The 19,459-nt window shown below is 29.3% G+C and carries 20 protein-coding genes; 19 read left to right on the forward strand and 1 reads right to left on the reverse strand.

Annotation, left to right across the window (positions count from 1 at the left end; all coding sequences use genetic code 11):
* Positions 1–323 precede the first annotated feature (323 nt).
* From G7B20_RS01305 to G7B20_RS01390, 18 genes are all read left to right on the forward strand, one after another.
* Positions 324–1,190, forward strand: coding sequence for a hypothetical protein (locus tag G7B20_RS01305; protein ID WP_164108228.1), 867 nt, complete (start codon positions 324–326; stop codon positions 1,188–1,190).
* Positions 1,180–1,620, forward strand: a complete 441-nt coding sequence (locus tag G7B20_RS01310) for a hypothetical protein (protein ID WP_164108229.1) — start codon at positions 1,180–1,182, stop codon at positions 1,618–1,620. Before G7B20_RS01305 ends, G7B20_RS01310 begins: the two co-directional genes overlap by 11 nt.
* A 167-nt stretch (positions 1,621–1,787) precedes the next feature.
* Positions 1,788–2,114, forward strand: coding sequence for a hypothetical protein (locus G7B20_RS01315; protein WP_164108230.1), 327 nt, complete (start codon positions 1,788–1,790; stop codon positions 2,112–2,114).
* 114 nt (positions 2,115–2,228) lie between these two features.
* Positions 2,229–2,789: a hypothetical protein gene (locus tag G7B20_RS01320; protein WP_164108231.1), complete on the forward strand. Its 561-nt coding sequence runs from the start codon at positions 2,229–2,231 to the stop codon at positions 2,787–2,789.
* Between the two features lie 95 nt (positions 2,790–2,884).
* Complete coding sequence (locus G7B20_RS01325) at positions 2,885–3,112, forward strand: hypothetical protein (RefSeq protein WP_164108232.1); 228 nt, start codon at positions 2,885–2,887, stop codon at positions 3,110–3,112.
* A 2-nt stretch (positions 3,113–3,114) separates the two neighbouring features.
* Positions 3,115–3,456 (forward strand): hypothetical protein, encoded by a 342-nt coding sequence (locus G7B20_RS01330; RefSeq protein ID WP_164108233.1) that lies wholly within the window; start codon positions 3,115–3,117, stop codon positions 3,454–3,456.
* A gap of 6 nt (positions 3,457–3,462) precedes the next feature.
* Positions 3,463–3,864, forward strand: a complete 402-nt coding sequence (locus G7B20_RS01335) for a hypothetical protein (RefSeq protein ID WP_164108234.1) — start codon at positions 3,463–3,465, stop codon at positions 3,862–3,864.
* On the forward strand, positions 3,854–4,015 hold the full coding sequence (locus tag G7B20_RS01340; RefSeq protein ID WP_164108235.1) for a hypothetical protein: 162 nt from the start codon (positions 3,854–3,856) through the stop codon (positions 4,013–4,015). The genes G7B20_RS01335 and G7B20_RS01340 overlap by 11 nt, the downstream gene beginning before the upstream one ends.
* 255 nt (positions 4,016–4,270) lie before the next feature.
* Positions 4,271–4,930, forward strand: a complete 660-nt coding sequence (locus G7B20_RS01345) for a hypothetical protein (RefSeq protein WP_164108236.1) — start codon at positions 4,271–4,273, stop codon at positions 4,928–4,930.
* A 3-nt stretch (positions 4,931–4,933) separates the two neighbouring features.
* Positions 4,934–5,428: a hypothetical protein gene (locus tag G7B20_RS01350; protein ID WP_164108237.1), complete on the forward strand. Its 495-nt coding sequence runs from the start codon at positions 4,934–4,936 to the stop codon at positions 5,426–5,428.
* On the forward strand, positions 5,428–5,934 hold the full coding sequence (locus G7B20_RS01355) for a hypothetical protein (protein WP_164108238.1): 507 nt from the start codon (positions 5,428–5,430) through the stop codon (positions 5,932–5,934). The genes G7B20_RS01350 and G7B20_RS01355 overlap by 1 nt, the downstream gene beginning before the upstream one ends.
* A gap of 20 nt (positions 5,935–5,954) precedes the next feature.
* Positions 5,955–6,251, forward strand: coding sequence for a hypothetical protein (locus tag G7B20_RS01360; protein ID WP_164108239.1), 297 nt, complete (start codon positions 5,955–5,957; stop codon positions 6,249–6,251).
* A gap of 103 nt (positions 6,252–6,354) precedes the next feature.
* A complete protein-coding gene (locus G7B20_RS01365) occupies positions 6,355–6,708 on the forward strand; it encodes a DUF5681 domain-containing protein (RefSeq protein WP_164108240.1) in 354 nt (117 codons plus the stop codon).
* Positions 6,708–7,910: a terminase large subunit domain-containing protein gene (locus G7B20_RS01370; RefSeq protein WP_164108241.1), complete on the forward strand. Its 1,203-nt coding sequence runs from the start codon at positions 6,708–6,710 to the stop codon at positions 7,908–7,910. The genes G7B20_RS01365 and G7B20_RS01370 overlap by 1 nt, the downstream gene beginning before the upstream one ends.
* Before the next feature lie 26 nt (positions 7,911–7,936).
* Positions 7,937–8,458, forward strand: a complete 522-nt coding sequence (locus G7B20_RS01375) for a hypothetical protein (protein WP_164108242.1) — start codon at positions 7,937–7,939, stop codon at positions 8,456–8,458.
* Positions 8,459–8,638: 180 nt separating this feature from the next.
* Entirely contained in the window at positions 8,639–9,274 is a 636-nt protein-coding gene (locus G7B20_RS01380) for a hypothetical protein (RefSeq protein ID WP_164108243.1), read from the forward strand.
* Positions 9,275–9,355: 81 nt separating this feature from the next.
* Complete coding sequence (locus G7B20_RS01385) at positions 9,356–10,690, forward strand: hypothetical protein (RefSeq protein ID WP_164108244.1); 1,335 nt, start codon at positions 9,356–9,358, stop codon at positions 10,688–10,690.
* A 77-nt stretch (positions 10,691–10,767) separates the two neighbouring features.
* Positions 10,768–16,650 (forward strand): hypothetical protein, encoded by a 5,883-nt coding sequence (locus G7B20_RS01390; protein ID WP_164108245.1) that lies wholly within the window; start codon positions 10,768–10,770, stop codon positions 16,648–16,650.
* A gap of 15 nt (positions 16,651–16,665) precedes the next feature.
* Here G7B20_RS01390 and G7B20_RS01395 read toward each other — a convergent pair whose 3' ends face one another.
* Positions 16,666–16,842, reverse strand: coding sequence for a hypothetical protein (locus G7B20_RS01395; RefSeq protein ID WP_164108246.1), 177 nt, complete (start codon positions 16,840–16,842; stop codon positions 16,666–16,668).
* Positions 16,843–17,148: 306 nt separating this feature from the next.
* On the opposite strand from G7B20_RS01395, the gene G7B20_RS01400 reads away from it, so the two are divergent.
* The gene (locus G7B20_RS01400) at positions 17,149–19,422 is read left to right on the forward strand and encodes a hypothetical protein (protein WP_164108247.1); all 2,274 of its coding nucleotides are present in this window, start codon (positions 17,149–17,151) and stop codon (positions 19,420–19,422) included.
* Positions 19,423–19,459: the final 37 nt, after the last annotated feature.

The raw sequence follows: 19,459 nt of genomic DNA on the forward strand, positions 1-19,459 counted from the left end.
TGCCTGAAAGGTGACTGAAACATGCCTGAACTATGACTGAAGGGTGATAGTATTATTTTTAAAATAAAAATCATCATCAAACTTGTTTTTTTTCAATGTTGATATATATTTGATAATATACAAATACTTTGTTTAAATTTTTTCTTTCTAATTATCAATTAGTTATAATTATTTTTTGGATAAGATGAAAAAATATATTTCAACTACTAAAAGTCAGAGTATTTATAATAAAAAAGAAACAATGTTATCATCAGGGATAGGAGTAATTAACCTATCCCAATTTGAAAGGATGGTAACAGAAAGATTTAAAAAAAAATAAAAAGATGATAACAGAAGTAAAAAAAGAATCACCAAGTAATGGTATAAAAGAAGAAAAAAATATTATAACTATTGGAGTACCACAGGACGTAATAGAAGATATAGAAATTGCAACAATTGGAAAAACACAACTATTTAGAAGTAAGGCTTTATTTTTAGTTTGGTTGATTAATAGGGGTGATAAATTAATAGGTCAAAAAGATTTTAATAATAAGTATTACCAATTACACACAAATGAACATAGAAAGTTGTTTGGCAGTGATGATTTGGAAAAGTTGAAGAAGCTATTGATAGCTAACAATATAATAAAACAAACAGGTAATGCATCTGCTGAAGCAGGAAAATGTAATACATATCAGGCTGTTAAATGGTGGAAATTTAAAGGTAAAAATACAGAATTAATACACTTACCAACATCTTATGCTTTCCTTCAGAAGTTTAAGGAAATGAATTTTTGGGTGCTACCTAAAAGGGAACAAAAAATAGTTAAAGAATCATTAAATAATATAGAAAATAACTTAATTCAACAGGTAGAAGTAGAAAAACATGAAGTTGATGATGATAAACCATTTTTTGAAGTTGAAGAAGTAGTAATTGATATACCTGAAGATGTAAAGGTTATACAAATGATTACAGCAGTAAATGTAACTGAAGAAAATGAAATAAAATATACACCAACAAATACACCTGCAATTGATGAATATATAACACTTCAGAAGAATATGGGAGCAATAGAAAGTGTGGCAATTGAAAAGGCATTAAGAAAGTTTATTTTACCTGTTCAACCTGAAAGTTATAAGGAACAAACAAAAGTAAATATTCAATTTGCTGTAGATAGAATTTTTAAAAAGAAGTTAGTAAATGAAAATTAATGATATAACAAATAAACAAAAGTACCTGATAATCAAAAGATATATAAATGAAGGTAAAATACAGGAAAATGATTTTTTAAAGGGGTTTATGAATCAGGTGGCATTGCAGATATCTAAGTTGCACAAGCTTACAACTAAACAGATTGATATATTAGATAAGTATATACATGATGTAGCATGTGGGATAAGTGAGGAAGATGGAAAATTGATTGTTGATTTAAATGCTGAAGCTGATAATATTGATGTGAAAGATTTATTATTTGGTGATAGAGATGAAAGAGCTATGCAAGCACTTGAAAGAATTAAAAAGCAAAAGGAGGAGATGAGGAAATATAAAGAACAAAGTATTACAAATAGCTTGTTAATTAATAATCAAGGTGAATTAATAAAGAAGTTGGAACAAAGACATAACCAACAAAACAATAAATAAATATTCCCAAAATATTTTTTGTTAGGGGTGCAATTCATTTTGCATCCCTTTTTTATGTCCTTTATATAATTTCAACGCTGATATATATTAGTTATAAGTAGTTAAAAAAAAGTGAAAATAAATATGTCACTTTTCATTTAGCTGACTATTTATAATAAAAATGAATAATGAATAGAGAAAAAATAAGAGGATTATTATTGATTGCTATATGTATAATAGCAATATATTTTTTAGGTAATATTTTTTTAGGTAACGTTAATAAAAGGTATCAAAAAAAGAAAGAAATAATTGAAATGGTTGCTGAAACTATTTACAATATGAAAGTTAAAGTCGGAAAAGATACTTTAGATGTCGTTGGAGTAAATAAAGATTTAAAAATAATGTTGTCAAATGGTGCAGTATGTGATGAAGAGTATATGTATCAAAATTTAGTAAATAAGTCTGATACTGTTACACTTCAACAACTTTCAAAAGATGTAAAGGATAGCCAATAAAGCTATCCTTTTTTTATGGACTTTAAAAACCATCCACCCTACATTATTTTATAATAAAAAAAATAAATATTGGCACTTTTTCATTTAGCTGACTATTTATGAGAAAAATGAATAATGGATAAATTTAAATTAATGGATGAAATAGGGATTAGTTTGTTTTTAAAACTTTTTCCCAAGACTGAAGAAAAGATAATAATACCTGATGACCAATTTTCAAAGTATGATTTAATAGTTAGAGGTGAAGAACATGATAAATATGTAGAATTGAAATGCCTGAAGCAGGTAATATCACAGACCCTAACTAACCTAATTACAGTATCAGATTTTGATTATCTAACTAAAGAAGTACCAACAGGTGATAAATCACTTTATTGCCTCTTTGATGATAATGTGTGTGTTGTTTATGACCTAAAGGCGGTTCACCACCTGAATTTATATACAATTGAAAAGAGGGGTAATTATAAATCTGAAATGAACCAAAATGATTATCACACTTCAGACTATGTGATAATTGATTACGCTGAATGCCTGAAGGCAGGCATTGTTAAATGTTATGTTAAAAGTGGCAGTAAGCAATTAGCAGATTTCAAAATAACTGAAGTTTTAAAAAAATTAAAAACAGGTATAACAGAAGAGTTTTTAGATGATATTTTAGAAAAGATAAAAATAATCTAACTGCTAATCAGAGCTTTAAAAATAATTTTAAAAAATTATGCACTCAAAAAGTGCATTTACTTTTTGAAGGGATATTTATAATAAAGAAGATACAAATGGAAATAGAAAACTTGATGTTTGAGGTAAAAGATATACTAAACAATGACCAATTGAACATAATATATCTGATTAGCTGTATACAGGATATAAAGGAAAATAAAGAAGGTGATGAAGATGATGGTACAGCTATTAGAATACAATACCTGAAGAACATTCAAAAAGTGATGGAGCAGAAAGAACAATATGAGATTTGCCAAAAAATAGAAGAATTAATAAAAAAATAAAAATGAGAGTAGAAGAAATAAAAGTATTGCAAACAGAAGTAGATAGACTACAACAGGAAGATGTAAAGTTTGCTGTTAAGTACAAGTTGAATAAACTGAATAAAGAGCTAAAAGAAATTACTGAGCAAGCAGAAACAAAAAGAATTGAGCTTTTAAATAAATATGGTGTATTACCTGAAGGGGAATCACAATATATTTTTGAATCTGATGAAAATGCAACAAGTTTTTCAGCAGAATATAATGCTGTAATGAATGAGGATATTGAAATAACACACAGTTTTTCAATTGAAGATTTTGAAAATGTGACAGGGTTTTATAACCAAATTTTTGATTTAATTAATTAAGAAGATATGATAAAAATAAATGATGAAATAAAAGCATTTGGTGGATGGTCTACCACAGATGCAGTAGCTAAAGTAAGTAGCTACACATACAATAAAGGTGTAGAAGTAAGGTATAATACAATGGCAACACCACCAACAGGTGGAAATTCAGAACCTGTAACAATTGAGAATGAAAAAACAACAATTAAAATTCAATTGCAGGTATTTAAAAGCATTGAAGATTATAATGCAGGTGAAGGTTCATTTTCACCTAAAGATTATAGTTTCTTACCGTTAAATTTTGAAATGATTTTAAATAATGATTTTGTATTGAATATTGATAATGTTGAAGTAAAAGTAGTTGAACATTTAACACAACTAGGTAGAAATGTAGAAGTGATTGGTGAAGAAGTAATTGATGAAGAATAAGGAAAATAAAGATTGGATAGATAGATTATTAGAATTGGGTTATACTAAGGATATTATTCTATCTATCCTTATTAATAATGAAAGGGTTAAGGGGAATTTGATAAACCTGATTGAGATTTTAAGTATTAAAGAAGATGGTGGAAGTAATTAGTAGTGCATTTGTGATTGCTTTAGTAGTGAATAGTCTATTGCAAATGCCAGGATACAAGTATTTAAAAAAGTATGGTAGACCCTTAAATTGTGTTTTTTGTATGTGTTTTTGGATTTCAGTAATAATTGGTGTGTTTAACTTACATAGTCTTACCACCTTGCAGATGTTGTTTGTGACATTATCAACACCTTTTTTAGGGTTGTTAATTGAGAGGGTAAAGGATGCTTTACCGATTAAAATAAGTTAAAATAAAGGTTGGATATAAATAAAAGAAGAGATGAAATAATTACCGAGTTATGGGAAACGGGGAGGATTAACGGGTTATATATGGGTATATATTCTAAGAGTAAAGAAAATCCTATTAAAGTATATATCAAAAGGTGGTTAGTAATGAAAGGTATAAAAACAAACCTTAATGAAATGATAGATGATTTTTATTCTGAGTTGTTTGTACACATTTCCAAGATAAAAGCAGAAAGTGTAACAGATAAAAATGGAAAAGTAATGAAAGGAATCGTTGAACTAGCAGAGAACCCACGCCACCTAACCGCTATGATTTGTTGGATTGCAAAATGCCAATTGTTTTTAGAACGCACTGAAAAAAAGAAACATCCTAATGTTAGTTATTTTGAAAAAACTGATTTCAATTCATTAAATAGAATAAATAGTAATGGTATTGAATTAGATGTATTTGTTGAAGAAGAAGATAAAGAAGAAGATTATTCCAATTTCAAAAGAGACTATAACATAACTGTAGAAGAAGTAATTGAACAAATGACCCCTGAAGAATTAGAATTATTCAATGAAGTGGCTTTTAAAAAAGGTAGGATTTTAAAAGCTGAAAAAACAGCATGGGAAAACAAAGAAATTGAAGTTTACAATATTGTAAACAGAATAAAATTTAACAGAAATTAAAAAATGATAAGTATAAAAGAAAAAGAATTATTAGAAGAATTAAAAACAATAGAGGATATCTTAAATAAAATTAAGAACAATGTGCAAAATGTTAGCATTAATACTAATACAGTGAATCAATTGAATAGTATTGCTAAACTAGCACAGGAAGCATATCCACAGACAAAATTTGCACAAAATATTTGTGATGGTTGTAGCAATGATATTTTGAAATTCATCAAAATGATGGTACCAATATATGACAGGTTAATGAGAAATGATGAAGTTGAAGTTATTGATGAAGAAGATAAAGAAGCAGAATTTTATAAAAAATTATTTACTCTACCTGATGGTACACATATTATTGAAGTTGATGAAGAACCAATTGTTGGTAGTGTTGAATACAATGCTAAAAATGTAAATGAGGTTAACCCATTTAATCCAATTGGACATGATAATATTGAAGAAGTAAAAGAATCCGCACCCAAAAAGGCAGGTAGAAAGGCTAAGGGTAAATAATGAGAGCATTGTTAATAACAACAAAAATTACTAAGAAGGTAGAAAAATTACTATCATCACCTGTAATAAGACCTTTTGACAATAACATTGAAGTTCAAACAATTGATAATTTAGATGTTAGAACTAAAAAATATGATATAATCATATTATATAACTTAAAGTTAAAGAATTTTTCTCAGTATAAAAGATTTGAAGATGTGATTGAAACAGAACTAAAACCAACTCTATTAGAATCAGAGTACGGTATAATTAATGAGGTAGGTCATCTAGGTGTTTCAATCGCTGATAATGTGCATGTGTTTTTAGATGAGTATATAATTTATAAAAAAGCAGGCAGAAAGGCTAAGGGTAAAAAAAAAGATGGTGATGAACTATTATTTCTTTTGATGGAACTAATTGAAAAACGTATGATGGATATTAATAATCTTTCTACAAGGTCAGCATTAACATTATATTCAATACTTTTAGAGTATCAAAAACCTAAATTAAGTGCAACAAAAAATTAAACTAAGGGATAGCAAATAATATGAATGAACTACAATTAAAAGGGGAATTTGGTGTTTTACAGCCCTTACACGATGTTGGACTATTAAACAATTTTAGATTTAATATTAATTCACAAACATTGTTTAATGATGTTGATGGGGTATATATACATTTAGATGAATGGAAAACTAAATTGGTACTGATGCCAATTTATAGTAAGTTAGGTGATACAGCAGAAGTAAGAAAACAAAGGAAAAAAAGGTCACTAGATTTGATAAAAAAAATAAAAAAGGTAATACCATTTAACCGTGATGTTAATTTTTGGGATAGCAAATAAAGCTATCCTTTTTTTTTTTGTGTTCTATTTTATAGATGCAATAATGTTGCATTAATATTTATTTGTGGAGAATGCCAATTAAACAACAGGCATAAACAGGGAAATGGCAGGAAGACAACCACAGAAGGCAAATAAAACAAGTATAAAAAAAGGGGTGAGTGGTAACCCTAAAGGAAGACCAAAAGGAGCGTTAAACAAAACAACAGCAAGACAGAAAGCCACTATTGAAATGGTCATGGATTCTTTAGCTGAAACAATAATAGAAGATTTAACACAAGTAAATAGTAGTAGGAGATTGCAGGTATATATAGACCTGATGAATTACATTAAACCTAAATTATCAGCAACAAAAAATGAAACTGAAGTAAAACAGGACACTAAAATTGAAGTGGTTTTTAAACCATATAAATTAAATAAAGGCACTAATGTAGATGATGCAGAAAGTGATGGTAATTAATGCAAATAGTATTACCAATACCACATTCACAAGGTCAACAGGATATATTAGATGCACTTGATACACATCAATTTGTAACTCTATTATGTGGTAGAAGATATGGTAAATCTACTATCAGTATGATATGGTTATTATCGGGTATTCTTAATGGTGAAGAATGTGCATTTATAGCACCTACATTAGATTATGCAAGGGAATTTTTTGATGAAGTAAGTCAAATATTACCACCTGAATTAGTAGAAATTAATAGAAGTCATTACACAATTAAAATACCTGAAACAGGTGGTAAATTAAAATGTTTTTCAGGGGAACCAAATGCAGTAGAAAATGTACGTGGTAAACATTATCACAGGGTGGTTGTAGATGAAAGTGCTAACATCCCTAATCTATCTTATGTGTGGAAAAGCATTATAGTCTTTGTCATTGGTGATTATGGTGGTAAGGTGTTATTTTGTGGTACACCAAAAGGTAAAGATTTCTTCTTTGAGCTATGTAATAAGCAGTCACCAAATTGGAAACACTTTCATAGAACTACATATAATAATCCTTTGATTACAAAGGAAATGTTGGAGATAATGAAAGAAGAATCAGGTAGTGATTACAAACAGGAGATGTTAGCAATTGCAGGTGAAAATGTGGATGCAATAGTTTCTTTGGATGTGATTGAAAGGAACACCATTAAAGAGTATTCAAGCAAACAAACAGTTGTATATGGGTGTGATATTGCATCAAAAAAAGATAGAACTAGTATTATCGGACTTGATGAAGATGGTAAGATGACTTCACACATTCACCTAATTAAAAATAATTGGTTGGAAATATTGGCAACATTAGAATCACTACCTGATAATGTATTAAAAGTTATAGATGGTAGTGGTGGACAGGGAGCATTAGCATTACAATTACTTGCAATAAATAAACCTAATTGGATGGGATTTGAATTTACAGGTGAAAGTAAACCTAAATTATTCATGGAATTAAGACATGCATTAGTAAAGGATAAATTAAAATTTGATGAATTGGTAGCTTCAGAATTATCAACCTTCAATATGACAATCAATCAAAAAAGTAAAAAGATTAGTTTTGATGCAATGTCAGGTATGTTTGATGATACAGTGGATGCTTTAGCTTTAGCATATAAGCACTTAGAAATGGGTAGAACTGCTACACCTGAAGAATTCTTTAATAGATTCTCATTCTAATATTTATCAGTATAAGGAGATAAATAATGATGGAATTACAAGAAATAAAAGAACTACTACCTACTAAATGGAGTGATATTACTTTAGAGAAATATATAGAATTATTTGAAATACTGCCTGATGATGAGGATGTTAATATTATAACAAAAACTGTTGATGCTTATCTATGGGTGTTTATAGGCAAATCATTAATTGATTTAAAACTATCAACTACTGATGTTATTAATATTGTTAATCAAATATTCAGTATAGATAAAGATGTGGAATCAATTAATGAAACTGAATTAAAAAACATTAATGAATTAGATTATGAAACCTTTATAACCTTAATAAAGCTTCAGGAGATGAACAGTTACAAAGTATTTAATCAAATGATTCAATTAATGTTAAAGGATTCAACATATACTGCTGATGATATTAATAAGTGGTCTATGGCTAAAGTACAAGGTTTTTTTTTGTCTTTAGAAAAACAATTGATAGAGTATTTACAACATTCAGTGTACTGTTTAAAGATGAAAAAGCAGAATACACAAGTGAATCAATATTAGATGAAAATAGTAGACTAATAAAAGAACAGTTCAATAAGATGTGGGGATGGCATGAGATGTTAAATAACGTGTGTGATTATATGAAAATTAATATGTTGGAAGGTATGAAACAACCTGTTACAACTATTTTTATGTACGGTACATTATTAAAACAAAAGATTGAAATTATTAAAAAATAACATGGCTAAAAACACAGCTAAAGGTGCAAGTAAGAAAGCACAAATGAATTCATTAATTGATAATATGGTAGCTAATGCAGGTACTAGCAAAGGTACTTTTACATTCAATCTTAATATTGTTGAAGCCATTATTGCAGAGTTTATTGAATGGATTAAAACAGATATAAATGCAGTTAGTGAACATGTTGTTACAGGCTCTATTGGTGAATTATCAGTATTAGTTAATAATATGAATGAATACCAAATTTTGGGTATGGAACATTTGATATATCAAAGTAGAGGTGTAAATGGTACACAGGAAAATCATGGTAGTGTACATAGCTATACCAATTTGAAACCACCTTTAGCACCTGTAATAGCATGGATAAAAGAAAAGCAATTGATAACTAGAAACAATGGTAAATTCTTTCAAGACCCTGTATTTGAAGATATGACAGATGATGACAAAATCAATGCACTTGCAGGTGCTATTAGAATGAGCATCTATAAAAAAGGTTATAAAGGAAAGGGTTATTGGGATAAAAACGTTGATAGATTAAAGCAGGAATTAAATACTAGAGTAAAAGCAAATTTAGGTGAACAAATCAAATTCTATATTTTTAACCAATACGGTGATAATGTACACAAAAAGAAATAGATATCTTCTTATATAATAGTTGCAACATAAACCCCTAAAGGACACCACAGCCAATAGGGGTTTTTTATTGGTTTAATATTTATGATAAAAGAGAAGATAAAAAATATGGCTATAACAATAACTAAAGCACCTTATAATGTATCACCTTCAGGTAATTACAGTTTGTTTACTATTAGTAGTAACATAACTAATTTAATATACTTTCAGCTGGATGTAATAGAGATAAACAATAACAAAATAATAACAAGTAGTAAATACTTTCCAAGACCAAACAACCCTTCAGAGGTATCATTTGATTTATCAACTATATTAAAAAACTTGGTAGAAACAGAAGTAAATAATGATAATGCTGTAATAGCATCTGTTGTTGATGGTACATTAGAATATAGATTAAAAATAACTGAATACATTGCTTCAGGAGCTGATATAATAACGGGTGAAGTATATGATAACTTAAATGATAAATACCTTATATGGGATGCAGAATTAGATAGGGTACTATTCAATAAATACAATCAATATAGCTTCAATGTAAATGATAATCAACCTATACATTTCTTATCAACTAAACAGCAGATAACAAAGCAATCAAGTACTTCAGCAGAATTATTATATTTTCTGAACAGCAACAACATAGCAACTAAGGTTAGGATTAATCTATATAAATCAAATGGAGATTTAAAGGATAGTATTGTTGTACCATTACCTGAAGGGGATTTAATAAGATTGAATGTTTCAGCAAAGATTTTAAATACAATACATGATATTGATTTTAGTGATGTAGGACATTATAGAGTTGAATTATTAAATGATTTGGATGAAGTTAAAAGTGAAACAAAAGCATATATTTTAGAAAATGCACACTGTAGTTATAAACCTATCAATATTATATATAAAAATTCATTAGGTGGTTTTGATTCTTGGCAATTCTATAACCCAATTGAAACGGTAAATATTACTAAAACTACTATGAATACTAATGTATTAAGACCTGATAATAACGGTCAATTGAATGATAATAATAATGGTGTATTGAATAGTGACACTAAGATAATCAACGTCAAAAATAAGAGTACTTTTAAAGTCTTTAGTGACACTTTGAATGATTATGAATCAATTGCATTAAGAGAGATTTACACATCTTCAGCGGTCTTTGTAGAGCTTCAGGATAACACATTAGTACCTATTACAATCAAAGGAAATAGTTATAAGGTACAACAGAAATATACAAATGGAACTAAAGGAATACGGGTTGAATTAGAATTTGAAAGTTTATTTATTCCTTCAAATTATTCATTGGGTAATGGTGTTGAACTAAGTAGTGCAATGTTATTAACAAATGATTTACCTGTACCTGTTACACCTGCATCAGGTATTATATATCACAATAGTAATAATGGTATTCTAACATTATAAATACACTTCTTATAAAGGGATAATCTAACGGTTATCCCTTTTTCTACGCCTTAATATTTATCTGAAAGAAGATAAATATGATTCAGAAAGCAAATATAAATGTAACTGTACTTACAAGGAATGTTACATTAAATCTAGTTGATAAAGAAGCAGGTACATATGGCCATATAATAATCCAACAGGATGAAGTAGGTGGACACTTTTTATTGCTTGGTGAAGGTTTAGAAGGTGATGTGCCATTATATGAATTAGCAGGTAAAAGAACATTAATACAATGGATAGCATTAGAAGATGTTATACATGTATATAGTGAATTATCACCTAATTATGATTCAAGTTTACCACCTAATGGAGGTGGTACAGTCACTGTTGATTTATCAAATTATTACACCAAAACACAAAGTAATGATAGGTATGCACCTATTATTCATAATCATACTATAACATCACTTGATGGTGCTGATTTGTATTTGCATACACATACCAATAAGGAATATTTAGATACAATAAATCAGAATTTAAATACATCAGCTAGTGTTGTATTTGATGCTGTTAATGCAAATGTTGGTAATATCAATGTTGTTAATGCTACATATGTAAATGCCACAGATAAAGTGACAACAAAATTATTAGATGCAACAACATCTATAACATCCCCTTTGGGTCTTATTGATACTATACGTACAACAGAGATATCATCACCAACCTTTGTTCCAGGTTTTACAGGCGAGGGTTTTAAATTAGGTAATGATGCAAATGGTGATTATGTGTTGGAGTTAGATAGACTTTCAGTTAGAAAGGATTTTAGTGTTTATGAATTAGTTGTAAATAAAATAAGAGGGACTAATGGTTCACTATGGGTTTCTGATGCAGTTGAAATAACTGAAGCAGTACCTGAAGGTAGTAACTATAGATGTAGTATTGATACTGATAGTAATACAATGACAGTACCATTTTTGGTAGATGATATTGTGAGATGTCAAGTATTTAATGGTACAGGTATGAAATATTATACTGCATTAGTTACTGAAGTTGATTTTGTAAACTCAACATTTGTCTTACAAATAATAGAGGGTGCAAGCACACCAAGTGGAAAAGATAATTTAGTTAGAATTGGTAGTACTAGTAATATAAGTAGACAAGGGGCGTTATATTTAACTTCTAGTGACTCAGGTTCACCTTATTTAGATGTGGTTGATAAAGTAACTTCAGCTAGTTTAGCAGGTAAAATGAAAGTTAGGCTTGGAAAACTAGATGGTATTATTGACCCTAATTTTGGTACTCTTTCAGGTTATGGTATTTATGCTGATAATGGTTATTTTAGAGGTAGGTTACAAGTTGTAACAGGTAGTGGTAGTAATGTTTATAGTAAAACTGAAACAAATTCATATGTTAATAATACAGCAGGAGGTATATCACAAGGTTATTATAATTTATCAGTTCAGTATACTGATTCTGAGGTAGCTCAAGCTATTGTTGATGCAAATCAATTCACTACAGATGCAATTAATGCAATTAATATTGGTGGTAGAAATTTATTTTTAGATTCAAAAAAAGAACGTACCGCAACTAGGTATATTGGTTTAAATGTTGGTGATATATTAACACCACATATAGGTGAAGATATTGTTGTTTCTTTTTATATTAAGGGTACAATAGCTGATAATTCAATCTTAGTTTATCCTTATCAAGAGATAGGTGTAACAATTAGTCAACACTATAGTGGTAATGGGATTACAACTGATTGGACACGTATTGTTATAAAAACAAAAGTAGTTGATTGGGGTAATCCAACATTTCATAATGGGGTTATTGGTATATATGATGTAGATAATGATAATCAAATTATAACTATTAAAGAAGTTAAGATTGAATTGGGTGATAAAGTTAGTGAATGGACACCAGCACCTGAAGATATTGAAAATGCGTTAGAGGTTTTTAGAACTGAGACAAATACTAGATTTGAAGTTGTTGAAACAGGTTTAACTTCTAAAGTGGAACAAACTGATTTTAACGCATTAAATCAAGTTGTTTCTAATCAAACAACATTAATACAGCAGAATGCTGATGCAATAGCTTTAAGAGCAACTAAAACAGAATTTGATGAATTAACTAACACTGTTGGTGGTATTGAGGGTAGGGTTACTAGTGCTGAAGCTACATTACTTATTCAGGCTGATGAAATTGCATCCAAAGTAACTCAAACTGAAGTTGATGTTTCTATAGGGAATATTAAAATAGGAGGTAGAAACTTTATACGTAATTCAGGTAATTTTAAAAATAAAAATTTTTGGATTACTAATGGCGCAAGTCACGATGTTACCAATGAAGTTACATATAATGGTCAAAATACATTAAAAATATGGGGTTCTGACCAAGGTGTGTTTAATGCTATTGTTATGCGTGTTAAACAAGATTATGATATAACAGTTACAGCAAATATATTTTCAAGTGTTGATTTTGATGGTGACCAATATAGTGGTAATGCAATTATACATATACAATGTTGGACAGTGGAAACAGGTGAAACAAATGTACATCAAGAACAAATTTATGAGGCTAATCAAAAATTATTTGCTAATAAATGGAATATTGTTTATAAAAAATTTAAAACACCTGTAAGCACTAATGATGTTTTTGTACGTATTTACATGTATTCAATACCACCTGAATCAATTTATATTGGTGATATAAAATTAGAAGAAGGTAATAAAGCAACAACTTGGTCACCTGCACCTGAAGATATTGATGAACGTGTTACAAGTAACACTACTTTAATATCACAAAAGGCTGATAGGATTGAATTAACTGCATTATCAACTACTGTTGATACAATGGGTAATACTGTTGCATCTAATACAGCTCAAATTGAAATTAATAGTACTGCAATTACATCTAAAGTATCACAATCGGATGTGGATAATAGTATTAATAATATTAAGATTGGTGGAAGGAATTTAGTTAGGGATTCAAAATCTAGTAGAGGGTATGCATTTCCAATAGCACCTACAGTTTTATTAATACCAAGTAATCAATATACATTTTCCTTTAATGTTGATTCAGGCACACCTAACGGTTCAGTCTTTTTCAACGCCTCAACATATGGTGATGGTTTAAATGCTTTAGGTAATAATAGATATTATACAACATTTACTTATGTTGTTGATGATTATAGTGGATATCCAATATTTCCTCATATTTATGGTACTACGGCAGTTTCTTATATAAAACTAGAGGAAGGTAATAAAGCAACAACTTGGTCACCTGCACCTGAAGATATTGAACAACAGTTCAATGATGTAAATTATAGAATTACTAATACAGAGACACAGATAGTACAGACAAATACTAATATTACTTTATCAGCTAGTAAAACAGAAGCTTATTTAAAACAGTCTTTAAACATTGATTATATTAATGGTAAGAATAAGTGGTTATTTAATAAGTATGATTATCCACAAGCTAGTCCAATAGTTGCACCAAAACTAGAAATGATTAAAAACCTAACAAGTACTTACAGCGAGTTAACTCCTGATAGTAATAACTTGAAACTAGGTGATAATTGGGATTCATATATTGGTCATTTCCGCTGTATGGTTTTTGTTGATTCAAATAGAACAATATCATTTACTTGTACTCACGATGACGGTATGACAGCTTATGTTGATGGGGTTATTAATTATGAGTCTAGTAATTATGTAGCTGGTGCTGTAGTAAATTTAGTTCTTAAAACAGGTTGGAATACTATTGATATGTTATATATGGAAGGTGCAGGTGGCGATGGTATTTTTAACATATCTAACCCTGTTATGAATCAAGTTAATCAGATGTATTCAGTTACATCATCAACTACCACTCAAAAGGTATTGGAAAAAAACACCTATGATGGAAACTTTGAGAGAGGGTTTGATTTATGGTCAGAAAGTGGTGGTTTTAATCCGTCAGGTGGTGTATCACATCCCACTTGTAAGATAGTGCCAAATATAGGTGTTAATGGTGGTAATGTATGGAGGACAGAAGCAGGAGGTTCTTGGTTATATTCAAAGAATCCGATACCTATTATTAATGGTCATAGATATAGGGTAACTGTAAGGTATTGTGTAAGACAATATTCTACAGTAGGTAGTACAACATATTGTGGTTTTGCTCAATATTACGCTGATGGTACTGCACCAAATAACATAGGATTAGATTACTTTGTATTTTCAGGCCAAAATTTACCTGCTGATGAATTAAATGTTTGGTACACTAAAACAGGGGAATATATACCTGGACAGAGTTATAATAATATAGCGTATATCAAAGTTGCTATGGGTTTTAACTATGGAGGTGGTAATGCTATTATAGACTGTGATAGTATAATATTGGAGGATATAACACAGGAGTTTGAATCTAAAACATATACCAATTCTCAAATAACTGTTGTTAATAATGCTATTACAGCTGAATCAACAAGGATTAATAATTTAACAGGTAGAATGGATACAGCTGAATTCAAACTACAACCTGACCAAATTAATTTAACTGTTAAATCTCAAGTAGATGGTGTTGCAATAAAGAATTCTTGGATGCAGGGTAAACCATTAAATACTGACCCTACATTTATTGAAGGGTTCAATGGGTTATCATTATATAACAATACAGGTAATAATACAAATGTAGTATTTACAAGGTTACCAAAAACTGATTTTGGAGAAACATTCCCAACATCATCACCGTATGGTTTATATTATTATTACGGTGGTAATGGTTCAACTTCTCCAGGGTTAGGAGGTTTCTATTTTTCTACACAATCAAGAGCAAAAGCAAAATTTATAGTAAGGTTAGTATTAGCTTTTGAAGAAGGTAGAAATATATTTTTTAATAGTAATAATGCAGGTGATGGTTATACTCAAATGTGGTTAACACCACAAGCAGGTAGAGGTATTAATAATTTTACTGAATACATATCAATAGTTGAATGTGGTTCTACAGGTACTTTTAGCTCTACAAACTTTTTCTATTTTGGGGATGCACCTAACGTATCTTGTAGAATAGCTTTTGCAGGATGTTATGATATAACAGATTACAATAATTTACCAACAATACAACAAATTGAATCCAAGTTTTCAATGGATGCTAATCAAATAAGTTTATTTGGTAAAAGTATTGTGATGACAGGTAAGGTTACATTTGAATCATTGGATAGTAGTACACAGAATAATTTAAATAATGTTAATTCAACAGCCAATACAGCTTTAGGTGTAGCTAATAATGCTCAAAATACTGTAAGTAATTGGACATATGCAGGAACAACTGAAATTAATGGTAATCAAATCCGTACAGGTACAATTACTGCTGATAAATTAGTTGCTGATACGTTAATAGCTAGACAAGTAAAAACTTCTGAAGCAAATAATAGGTTAACAATAAATGAAACAAATGATAATACAATCAAAATCCGACATAATAACGGTCAAACAGGTATTGAGATGGGTTTACTTGGTGGAGAACCAAGGTTAATTTTCTATAATGCTAATGGTCAAAAAATATGGGAAGGTGGTATGGGTGGTATCATATATGTAAATAACATACCTGAATCAATAACTAGTTTAAATTATTGTTATATTTCAAACCACCCGATGATGCTATCATTTGCAGATAAATTGCAAATGTGTGATAATCTTAAATATAGCGGTGATGTAAGTGATGACCCAACGGGCACACAAATATATGTAAATACAAATACTTATGCTTATCAATACAGTGCTGGTAATAATGCACAGAGCGGTAATAATGCACAGTATAACGGTTTACATAATAGTAATTTAAAAACCTCACCTTGGATTAGTAACGGCTGGTACACAGAAGGTAATGTTAGTATATATAGTTCACCTCAATACTATTTTAATATCCAAATTTTTTATGTGGAAAATGGTCAAATAGTACATTCTGATTATTTGTACTATAATAGTCAATAGAGGAATATATAAAGGCTACTGTAAAAGGTAGCCTTTTTCTATTGGTGTTAACCAAGGAAAGGAATTTGATTCTAATAATTCAATTAGTATATCAATTTCAGTAATACCAAACCATTCATCATTTCTAATGTTGTATTCCCATCCATCTTTTTCATCCCAACTTAGCACAGCAATACCAACAGTATTAATCATAATGTGGTAGGCGTTTTTCTTTCCAATGTTGGGAAAATTGGTAGCTCTTACCATCTGTCTTTCTCCATCATAAACACATAGAGCAATCAAGTTTTTTTCATACTTATAAATAAGTGCATCAATAATAATATCAGCAAGTTCAATCTCTAAATCACCACTGATAAGTTCCCAATGGGAATAGAATTGTTTAAAAGTGTATATAGTGTTTTTCCTTGATATATAAATTCCAACCTATCCACACTTCAATAATACTAAAAAATATAGTAAAGGCTAAGCTTTAATATTTATTTGAAAAAGAAGATAAATATGATAGAATTATATTTGATTGGTTCAGAAAATGAGCAACCAATACAGATTGAATTAGAAAATGGTGGTTTGGTTACTGATTTATTGTATCAAATTATTGATTCAGATAATATAACTAAGCAACTAGATAACGTTACTAAGACAATAAAAATAGTTGGTAATAAGCATAATAATAACGTCCTGGGGAGCTTGTTTAATTTAAATAGGGTAAGTACAAGCACGGGTAAACTAGGGGCTAATAACAGCTTAAAAAAGCAGGTAGAAGCATTGGTTTATGAAGATGGTAATTTAATAACTAGGGGTAACTTTAGGATTGAAAAAGTGACGGTAAAAAATGGTGTTAATTATTATGACGGGATAATAACAGGATTTAGAGCTTCATTTTTTGCACAGCTAAAAGATAGTATGCTGAAGGATTTGGATTTTTCCAATTTGAACCATGTTTATAATGTTGGTAACATTGAAAATTCCACTACCAATACATCAGGTTATATATACCCGTTAATTGATTATGGTCATGGAATAGTTGAAGAAGTAAACAACGCAGGAGCTATAAGTACATGGACAAAGAAGAATTTAAAACCTGCTGTATTTCTGAAAGAATATTTTAACAAAATATTTAATAGCAGAAATTACAAAGTCACTTTTGAAGGTGAGATAGGTAACATAGTAGATAAGCTGATTATACCATCAACAAAGGAAAAATTAAAAAATGATATAATGTATCATTTCATACATACTAGTAACACGCAGACAGTTTTTGGTGTTGAAAGAACATCAACGGATTCTGACCCATATACCCCCGTGTATCAATCATTTCCAAGCTATACAGACAACAACATTTTTAATTGGACAGTGAGGGATTTTTTTGTTGCTAAAAAGGATGTGGAAATGGATTTTGAAGCTGTTGTTGATATTCAGGATGCTACTAATTGGGATGTACCATCTAATCTTACTACAGCACAGAAAAACGCTGTAAATGTAAAATATAATGCTAACGTTATACTTTATAGAGAAGGTTTAGATGGGAGAACAGATTTAACTGAAATAGGCAGGGGATATACACGTATTACCAAATTTATGACAGGAGAAAATCCCATTATAAAAGTAGCTATTCCAAAAACAAGAATAACATTGACTGAAGGGGAAAGATTAAGACTGAGACTATTAGTAAACAACATTGATATAAGTGAAGTACCAAGTAGTAATAATCATAGTGGCGGTGGGGGCAGAAATGAAGGTTACAAAAATGTAAAAGGAAAATCATTAATTTCAAGTGTTACGTTTGGAAATAATACATACAAAAATACTAACATTGAAATAGCTGATGGTGATATGGTGGAATTTAATAAATTTCTTATCCCTAATATCAAGCAAGTAGATTTGGTGAAGGAAATAATGGGGATGTTTAATTTGATATGTTATTCCAAAATTGAGAATTCAAAACATTTAATGTTTACAACATACAATGAATATTATAAAAAAGAAAATGCTGATTTGATTGTTAGTAATGCTTTGGATTGGTCAAGTAAGGTTGATGTAAGTAATTATACCCTTTCACCATTATCAACCCTTAGTAAAAAATATACATGGACATATTCAAAAGGAGAAGATTGGTTAAATGAAGCTTATGAAAAGAAATACAAAGAAGTATATGGAACAAAGAAGATAGATACAGGAAATCAATATAAAGAAGATGAAACAACTCTTACTTCAATCTTTACCCCAACAATTATTCCTAGGATGTATACTAACGTAATTTATCCCTTGATGTTAAAGTATAGTAGTGAAAATTTAAAAGAGGTATATGAGACGGAATTCAGATTGTTATTTGTAAAAAATAGTAGAGTATTATCAACTCCTTTAAAACTCATTAGGAGACTAAAATACAAAGACAATGTACCATCTACTTATGAGACAGGACAAACAATAACCAAGATAGTAGAAGTAACAACAGTATATGAAGGTGTAGGATTAATATTTGATTTAAATTATGGTGTACCATTTGAAATTTATGAATCTGTATCGGGTATTAAAAAGAATTTATATGATATTTTCTTTGAAAAAATGATAACAAAGAATAATCATGATGACACAATAATGTTGGATATTAACGTTTACTTAAATTCCAATGATGTCTCAAATTTAGATTTAAGCAGGCCAATTTACATTGATTTACCAACAGGTAGTAATTATTATAAAGTTATTAGTTTGGATTATAAAGTATCTCAAACAATACCAAGTAGGTTGATACTACAGAAAATTATTTTATAATACTTGGTATACTTTCCTTTTCTGGTATATTTATGAA

Source organism: Sphingobacterium sp. xlx-96, from assembly GCF_011007365.1.
Lineage (GTDB): Bacteria > Bacteroidota > Bacteroidia > Sphingobacteriales > Sphingobacteriaceae > Sphingobacterium > Sphingobacterium luzhongxinii.